This window comes from Kurthia senegalensis (genome assembly GCF_000285595.1).
Classification (GTDB): Bacteria; Bacillota; Bacilli; order Bacillales_A; family Planococcaceae; genus Kurthia; species Kurthia senegalensis.
Genome location: NZ_HE611075.1, coordinates 6596 through 13679, shown reverse-complemented (window position 1 = coordinate 13679; position 7084 = coordinate 6596). Strand labels below are relative to the sequence as shown.

Below are 7084 nucleotides of genomic sequence, written 5' to 3'. Positions count from 1 at the left end.
GGTTCATCATGTGTCGTTTTTGACGACTTATTTATTATATCAACTTCATTTCGTAATGTCAATAACTTTTTTAAAAAGGTTTTTTACGACGCTTTGTATTATAAAATACTCATGCGGAAGTTTCAATATTTTGTTGCGCTCTTGTTGAGAACTATTATATCTTAACATGTATTTACACGTCGCGCAACACATTTTAAGTCTTTTTTAAAAATTTATATATATATTACTGAAATCCTTACTACTCTAAGTACAAGAGTTAATTAAAGCGATAAAATGTTATTTTATACATCTTTTTCTATCACTATTTTCTAAATGAAAATAACTTTTTTATATAATTTCTATTTTATTCTTACATACGTATGTATAAAAAGAAAAAAGCTGCGAAATCATTAGATTTCACAGCTCATAAACGATCCGACAAAACGAATCTTATTATTTAATTAACACTTTACGAATGCGTGCTTCTTTAAATAGATAGAAGTATTGGCTTTCGGCAATTTTCTTCTGAGCAATCGTGCTAAGTTCAAAATCATCCGAAATTCCTTCTAAGTGTTGAATGTTATCTAAATCTTGTTTAGTAGATCGGATTAATTCAACGAGTTTTGCATCGTATTCTTTGCGTAACTTTTGCTTTTTACCAAACAATGTCGATACGCCCTCTCTATTTATAATTCTCTACGACCTTCTAATGCTTTAGAAAGCGTCACTTCATCCGCATACTCTAAATCTCCGCCAACTGGTAAACCGTGCGCGATACGCGTCGTTTTAATACCTGATGGTTTCACGAGTCTCGAAATATACATCGCCGTTGCTTCCCCTTCAATTGTAGGGTTCGTCGCCAAAATTAATTCTTGTACTTCTTCATTTTGTAGACGTTTAATAAGCGTCGGTACGTTAATATCTTCCGGACCGATTCCATCCATCGGTGAAATAGCTCCATGAAGAACGTGATAAAGCCCATGATAATCTCTCATTTTTTCCATCGCAATAACGTCTTTCGTATCTTGTACGACACAAATCGTTGAACGATCGCGTTTTGCATCTTGGCAAATGTGACATGGATCGATATCTGTAATATGACCACAAACAGAGCAGTACGTTAATTCACGTTTGGCATCTACTAAAGACTTCGCAAACGTTAACACGCTATCTTCTTCCATTGTTAGCACGAAAAAAGCCAAGCGTGAGGCAGTTTTTGGCCCAATACCCGGCAATTTCATAAAGCTATCAATCAGTTTTGAGATTGGTTCTGGATAGTGCATGTAATTCCCTCCTATATTCTATAGTCCAGGAATGTTTAAACCTTTTGTAAATTGACCCATTTTAGATGAAGTTTCTTTTTCTACTACTTCTAAAGCGTTGTTTACAGCGATAATAATCATATCTTGTAATAATTCAACGTCCTCTGGATCTACTACTTCTGGATTGATTTCGATATCTGTAATTTCTTTTTTACCTGATACTGTTACTTTCACTAAACCGTTACTTGCAGTACCTTCGAATGTAGTTGCTTCAAGCTCTGCTTGTGCATCCATCATTTTCTTTTGCATTTTTTGCATTTGTTTCATCATTTGGTTCATGTTACCACCGCGCATATTCATTTCCTCCTTGGAATTCTCTTTTATTTTAGTCGTCAATTACTTCGACGAAATTTTCGCCGAAAAGTTTTAACGCTTCATCCACGACTGGATTACTAACTTCTTGTTGTTCTTCAACTAACATTGATTGTACATTTTCTTGTGATTCTTCGCCACTGCTATGCACATTTTCTTCTGTTACTGTTTGTTTCATTCGTTTAAAATGTGATAAAAACTCTTCACGCATTTTCAGCCAACGTTGTTCTGGAACGAAAACGATATCATATAACGTCCCTGTCATTCCCGAAATAATTTGCGGGAAGTTGCTCATGAACTTCGGATTATCAGCTGCAACTTGGCAATACACTTCTTCTTTAAATTGCAAAATGAAAGAATCAGCTGCAGATGCTACCGGCTGTGCATCAATTAACAAAGCAGCTTGTGACTGTGGCAATTGTCCAACAGCATTCGGCCAAATATCTTGGATTTTGCGTAAGTCGTCGCGCGTCGCACGTTTCATAATTTCCTGAATACGACCTACTTGTACTTGAAAGTCATCTTTATTACGCTGACGCTTGCGACGAGGTGCCGCTTCTTTCACTTTTGACACAGCTACACCATTTTGTTGTAGTTGCTCTACTATTTGTTGAAGCTGATGTACTTGTTGTTGCAAAGCAATTAAATCTTCACTATTGTCGACTGCATTTGCTGTCGTCGCAGCACGTGGAACACCATTTTGCACCATTTTTAAAAGAGCCGTCTCTAAATACACTTTAGAATGTAATGACAAACGCATTTCTTGTTGGGTTTTGGATAAAATATCAATGTAACTGTATAGCGTATCCATTGAAAATTGCTCAGCTAGTTCGCTGAATTTTTCATCGGTCGAAGCGAGTTCAAGTAAATCACCTAAGTCTGGTGCTGTTTGTAAAAGCAATAAATCGCGGAAAAACGTAATCAAGTCCTCTGATAAGCGAACAGCATCTTTCCCTTCTGCCATTAATTGTTCCAGCATCGCTAATACGTTTGCGACATCTTTTTGAAGTAAACTTTGTGCTAAATTATAAAAGACATCTTGGCTAATCGATCCCGTTACGAATAACGCATCTTCTAGCCCCACTTCTGAATCACTGAATGATACGACTTGGTCTAACATACTTAGCGCATCGCGCATACCACCGGCTGCAGATTGTGCAATAACTTTCACTGCTCGCTCGTCATATGTCATATTAATATCTTCTAGCACGACTTTCATACGTTCAACTAAATCGTTTGAAGATAAACGTTTAAAATCAAATCGTTGTGTACGTGAAATAATCGTTGCTGGTATTTTATGTGGTTCTGTCGTCGCTAAAATAAAGACGACATGTGCTGGAGGTTCTTCCAACGTTTTTAATAAAGCATTGAATGCACTCGTAGATAACATGTGCACTTCATCAATAATATAAATTTTATAACGCGTGCCATTAGAAGGAGCTAAATCGATGTACTCGAGCATTTCACGCATATCTTCAACTCGAGAGTTAGAAGCAGCATCATATTCAAAAACATCGTTTGATTTACCTTCGTTTATTTCTTTACAATGCGCACATTCGTTACAAGGTTCTGTAGTAGGGGCGTGTTCACAATTTAACGCTTTTGCAAAAATACGTGCCATACTCGTTTTCCCTGTACCACGTGGGCCAGAAAATAAATAGGCATGCGTCGTCTTATTTGCTGCAAGCGCATTTTGCAATGTACGTTTCACATGCGATTGTCCAGACACTTCACGGAAGGTTTGCGGACGATATACACGGTAAAAAGCTTGATATGCCAACGTTTTTTATCTCCTTTTTCTAAAAAAATAGTTACGTTTATTATAACACAGAGGACCTTTATAGAGGGATTCCAACAAAAAAGGTCACAAAAAAACTCACCCGATTACTCGGATGAGTTGAATATGCATGTATAATGCCATGCACCCGACTTCGACAGCCGTACACAAGCGTAACTCTTGTCGCCAGCTCAAATCAGGCGACCCCACGGCACATGAGTTAATCCAATTAATGCTGCTTCCTTCCGGACCTGACATGGTTCATGGACGCTCATTGCGTAGGACCCGATCGTCAACACTACGTGCAAGAGGCAGACCAAACATACGGACAACCTCGGAACAGGACTTCAGTCTCGCTAAAGCGGATTGCGAGTTACAGGACACCGCTACCTTCCCACCTAGCATAGCAATAACTAGTATATAAATGATCGCTAAAAAATGCAACCGAAAAACATAGATATTTAAAAACTTATGTTAAGATAACGAAAAAATAGGCAGTTTTTTTAAAAACAAGCTCTTTCTATCCAATTCATTATTTCATCATAGTACGTTAAAAATAAATAAACGACCTTCAAGCAAAACGTCTTGAATAATAAAAAAATTGTAGTATTATAAATACAACAATTCCTATTAGAAAGGTTGGTAATAACGATGCAAAAACCTGCATTCATTCCACGACCACTCGTTCGCGCAAATCAATGGACCATTTTATTATTCACGGTTGCTAGTTGGTTCATCACACCTTGGTTACTACTCGTCCCCCTCGTGTTTAACTTATCTGGACTTTTATTCAACTTTAATCCAATCATGAAAATTGGTCGTCGCTTTTTAAAGAAAAAGCCAACGGACTACATTCCTGAAGATGTGACACAGCAAAAATTTAACTCATGTATCGCTATTACATGTTTAGCTTTAGGGTTAATCGGTTTCACAACAGGCATTTCTGTTCTCGGCTGGATTTTCACAATCATGGTAGCTCTCGCTTCAGGCATTGCTATTTTAGGTTTTTGCATCGGTTGTTTTTTATTTTTCCAAATCAGCCAAATTCGTTACCGTCTTAAAAATAAAACAGCATAAAATAAAAAGGACGTTCTGTTTAAACAGTGCGTCCTTTTTATTTATAAAGAGTGCGTCGCTTTTTCAACGACTGTTAATACGTCTTTCGGTTGTTCTAACATATGAAGCAATTCTAAATGCTCTTCTGGCATAAACCCTTCTTCTACCATACGATCAAAGTGTAAACGAAGCGGATCATAAAAGTGATTCACATTATACAAACAAACCGGTTTTTGTTGCTGTCCAATTTGCGTTAACGTGAAAACGTCAAAAAACTCATCCATCGTTCCCGCTCCACCTGGTAGAGCAACAAAGACGTCCGATAGTTGAATCATCAATGCTTTACGTTCGTGCATCGTTTGAACGTAGTGTAACTCTGTAAGCCCTAAATGCGTCACTTCATTCCACTCTTCAAATGCAGGTGTAACGCCAATGACTTCTCCACCATGAGCTAAGGCCGCATCTGCCACCGCACCCATGACACCATTGTTCGCACCACCATATACAATACCAATTCCGTTATCAGCCAATATTTTTCCAAGTTCTACTGCTTTTTGTATATAAATTGGATTATTTCCTTCTCTAGAACCACAATAAATTGCTACACGCATCATATAACACCTTCTTTCTACATTCTAAAAAAAGACTATCACATTCGTGATAGTCTTTACTAATTTTAACTATTAGCGACGACGCAAGTGAGAAGTTTGTTCCATAAAGTGACCGATACGTTCTAAAATCAACTCAATTGAATCTGGATTTTTCATTAAATCATAATCGTTAATGTCTAAGCGCAATACTGGGCAAGAATTAAAGCCATCAATCCAATTTTCATAACGATCGTGCATTTCATGCCAGTATGCTTTATCTGTTTGTTGTTCCATTGGACGTCCACGCTCTTCAATACGGTCTAAAATATTGTCGATTGAACCTTCTAAGTAAATTAGTAAGTCCGGATGTGGGAAGTATGGTGTCATCACCATCGCATCGAATAAATTCGTATACGTTTCATAGTCTGTAGGAGACATCGTGCCTTTATCGAAGTGCATTTTCGCAAAAATGCCTGTATCTTCATAAATCGAACGGTCTTGAATAAAACCGCCACCATATTCAAAAATACGTTTTTGTTCCTTAAAACGTTCAGCTAAAAATAAATTTGTAAATGGAAGCTCCATTTTTCAAAGTCATCATAAAATTTATCTAAATACGGGTTCGTATCTACTTTTTCAAATGATGTACGGAAATTCAATGCTTCAGCAAGTGCTTTTGTCATCGTTGATTTACCTACACCTACTGTACCCGCAATTGTAATAACCGCATTCGATGGAATGCCATATTTTTCTCTCAAATTCATGCTTTAAAGCTCCTTTTTTCTAACGTTTCTTCAACTGTTTGAAGAATTTTTTTCAAATCATCTTCATGCTTCACAAAATCTAGTTCATCTCCGTTGACACGAATAACTGGAATCATCGGATGACTCTTCTCAAAACTTTCAATAAATACGTGGTAATCTTCAACGAGTTGTTCCATGTATTCACGTGAAATCATTTTTTCGAATTCTCTACCTCTCATCGCAATACGTTTCATTAATGTATCGACCGATGCATCTAAATAAATTACGATGTTTGGTTTCGGCATATCCGCTGTTAAAATACGATAAATTTCTTCGTATTTCGCATACTCAACTGGTTGCAGCGTACGCTTCGCAAAAATTAAGTTTTTGAAAATGTGATAATCTGCAACGACTGAGCGATCTTCTGCTAAAATATACTTTTTAATGTCCGTTAACTGTTTGTAACGATTGCATAAAAAGAACATTTCCGTTTGAAAGCTCCATTCGTTAATATCTTCATAAAATTTATTTAAAAACGGATTTTCGTCTACAATCTCTTTTAATAAGTGAAACTCGAACGTTTCCGCAACTATTTTAGAGAGCGACGTTTTTCCGACGCCAATCGGCCCTTCTACCGTAATAAACGGAATAGGCATCAGAAGTCCCCCTTTATCTTTTTTCGTCAATGTTACATATTTTATCATAGTACGAAAAGTTAAGATAGCTTTTATGAATGGTAGAATTTCTTTACAATGGAACTAAGAGCGATTATTAAAGGAGTTTATCAATGAATCCACAACAAAAAGATTTATTTTTCATGGCGGAAGCGATAAAAGAAGCCGAAAAGGCCGCTGCCATTGGTGAAGTTCCAATCGGCGCCGTCATCGTCTACAAAGATGAAATCATTGCTCGTGCGCACAATTTACGTGAGACGTCTCAAAACGCGGTCACACATGCCGAACTAATGGCGATTCAACACGCTTGTGAAGTCATCGGTAGCTGGCGTTTAGAAGAAACGACACTTTACGTAACATTAGAACCGTGTCCGATGTGTTCAGGTGCTATTTTACAATCCCGTGTGCCACGTGTTGTATACGGTGCAAGAGATAGCAAAGCGGGTTGCGTAGACTCGTTATACCATCTATTAAATGACCCTCGCTTTAATCATGAATGTGATGTGACAGAAGGTGTTTTAGCCGTTGAAACAGGTGAACTATTAAGCAACTTTTTTCCGTAAGCTACGCGCACGAAAAAAAGAAGAAAAACGTTTACGTAAATTACGAGAAACAGAAGAAAATGAACAAT

At 37.3% G+C, this 7084-nt stretch carries 7 protein-coding genes, 1 other RNA gene and 2 pseudogenes; 2 read left to right on the top strand and 8 right to left on the bottom strand.

Annotated elements, in window-relative coordinates; genetic code table 11:
• Positions 1-432: 432 nt before the first annotated feature.
• From KSHG_RS15305 to ffs, 5 genes are all read right to left on the bottom strand, one after another.
• Positions 433-645, bottom strand: a complete 213-nt coding sequence (locus KSHG_RS15305) for a YaaL family protein (RefSeq protein ID WP_010309245.1) — start codon at positions 643-645, stop codon at positions 433-435.
• Positions 646-665: 20 nt separating this feature from the next.
• The gene (gene recR / locus KSHG_RS15300) at positions 666-1262 is read right to left on the bottom strand and encodes a recombination mediator RecR (RefSeq protein WP_010309242.1); all 597 of its coding nucleotides are present in this window, start codon (positions 1260-1262) and stop codon (positions 666-668) included.
• Positions 1263-1280: 18 nt separating this feature from the next.
• Positions 1281-1595, bottom strand: a complete 315-nt coding sequence (locus KSHG_RS15295) for a YbaB/EbfC family nucleoid-associated protein (RefSeq protein WP_010309239.1) — start codon at positions 1593-1595, stop codon at positions 1281-1283.
• Positions 1596-1626: 31 nt separating this feature from the next.
• Positions 1627-3393 (bottom strand): DNA polymerase III subunit gamma/tau, encoded by a 1767-nt coding sequence (gene dnaX, locus KSHG_RS15290; protein ID WP_010309236.1) that lies wholly within the window; start codon positions 3391-3393, stop codon positions 1627-1629.
• Positions 3394-3530: 137 nt separating this feature from the next.
• Positions 3531-3797, bottom strand: an RNA gene (ffs, locus tag KSHG_RS17815) — signal recognition particle sRNA large type.
• A gap of 244 nt (positions 3798-4041) precedes the next feature.
• Here ffs and KSHG_RS15285 point away from each other — a divergent pair.
• On the top strand, positions 4042-4467 hold the full coding sequence (locus KSHG_RS15285) for a DUF4395 domain-containing protein (RefSeq protein WP_010309233.1): 426 nt from the start codon (positions 4042-4044) through the stop codon (positions 4465-4467).
• Positions 4468-4508: 41 nt separating this feature from the next.
• Here the strand turns inward: KSHG_RS15285 and KSHG_RS15280 are convergent, their stop codons facing one another.
• The 3 genes and pseudogenes from KSHG_RS15280 to KSHG_RS15270 all read right to left on the bottom strand — a co-directional run bounded on the left by KSHG_RS15280 (position 4509) and on the right by KSHG_RS15270 (position 6435).
• Positions 4509-5060: an LOG family protein gene (locus tag KSHG_RS15280; protein WP_042232364.1), complete on the bottom strand. Its 552-nt coding sequence runs from the start codon at positions 5058-5060 to the stop codon at positions 4509-4511.
• 159 nt (positions 5061-5219) lie between these two features.
• Positions 5220-5719 (bottom strand): annotated as a pseudogene (locus tag KSHG_RS17210) (deoxynucleoside kinase); the annotation flags it as partial.
• 77 nt (positions 5720-5796) lie between these two features.
• Entirely contained in the window at positions 5797-6435 is a 639-nt protein-coding gene (locus KSHG_RS15270) for a deoxynucleoside kinase (RefSeq protein WP_010309221.1), read from the bottom strand.
• Between the two features lie 131 nt (positions 6436-6566).
• Between KSHG_RS15270 and tadA the strand changes: the two are divergent.
• A pseudogene (gene tadA / locus KSHG_RS17205) lies at positions 6567-7084 on the top strand (tRNA adenosine(34) deaminase TadA); the annotation flags it as partial.

Excerpts from the sequence above, each read along its gene's own strand:
- recR (WP_010309242.1), bottom strand. The coding sequence starts at position 1,262 with ATGCACTATCCAGAACCAATCTCAAAACTGATTGATAGCTTTATGAAA.
- KSHG_RS15295 (WP_010309239.1), bottom strand. The coding sequence starts at position 1,595 with ATGCGCGGTGGTAACATGAACCAAATGATGAAACAAATGCAAAAAATG.
- KSHG_RS15285 (WP_010309233.1), top strand. The coding sequence starts at position 4,042 with ATGCAAAAACCTGCATTCATTCCACGACCACTCGTTCGCGCAAATCAA.
- KSHG_RS15280 (WP_042232364.1), bottom strand. The coding sequence starts at position 5,060 with ATGATGCGTGTAGCAATTTATTGTGGTTCTAGAGAAGGAAATAATCCA.
- KSHG_RS15270 (WP_010309221.1), bottom strand. The coding sequence starts at position 6,435 with ATGCCTATTCCGTTTATTACGGTAGAAGGGCCGATTGGCGTCGGAAAA.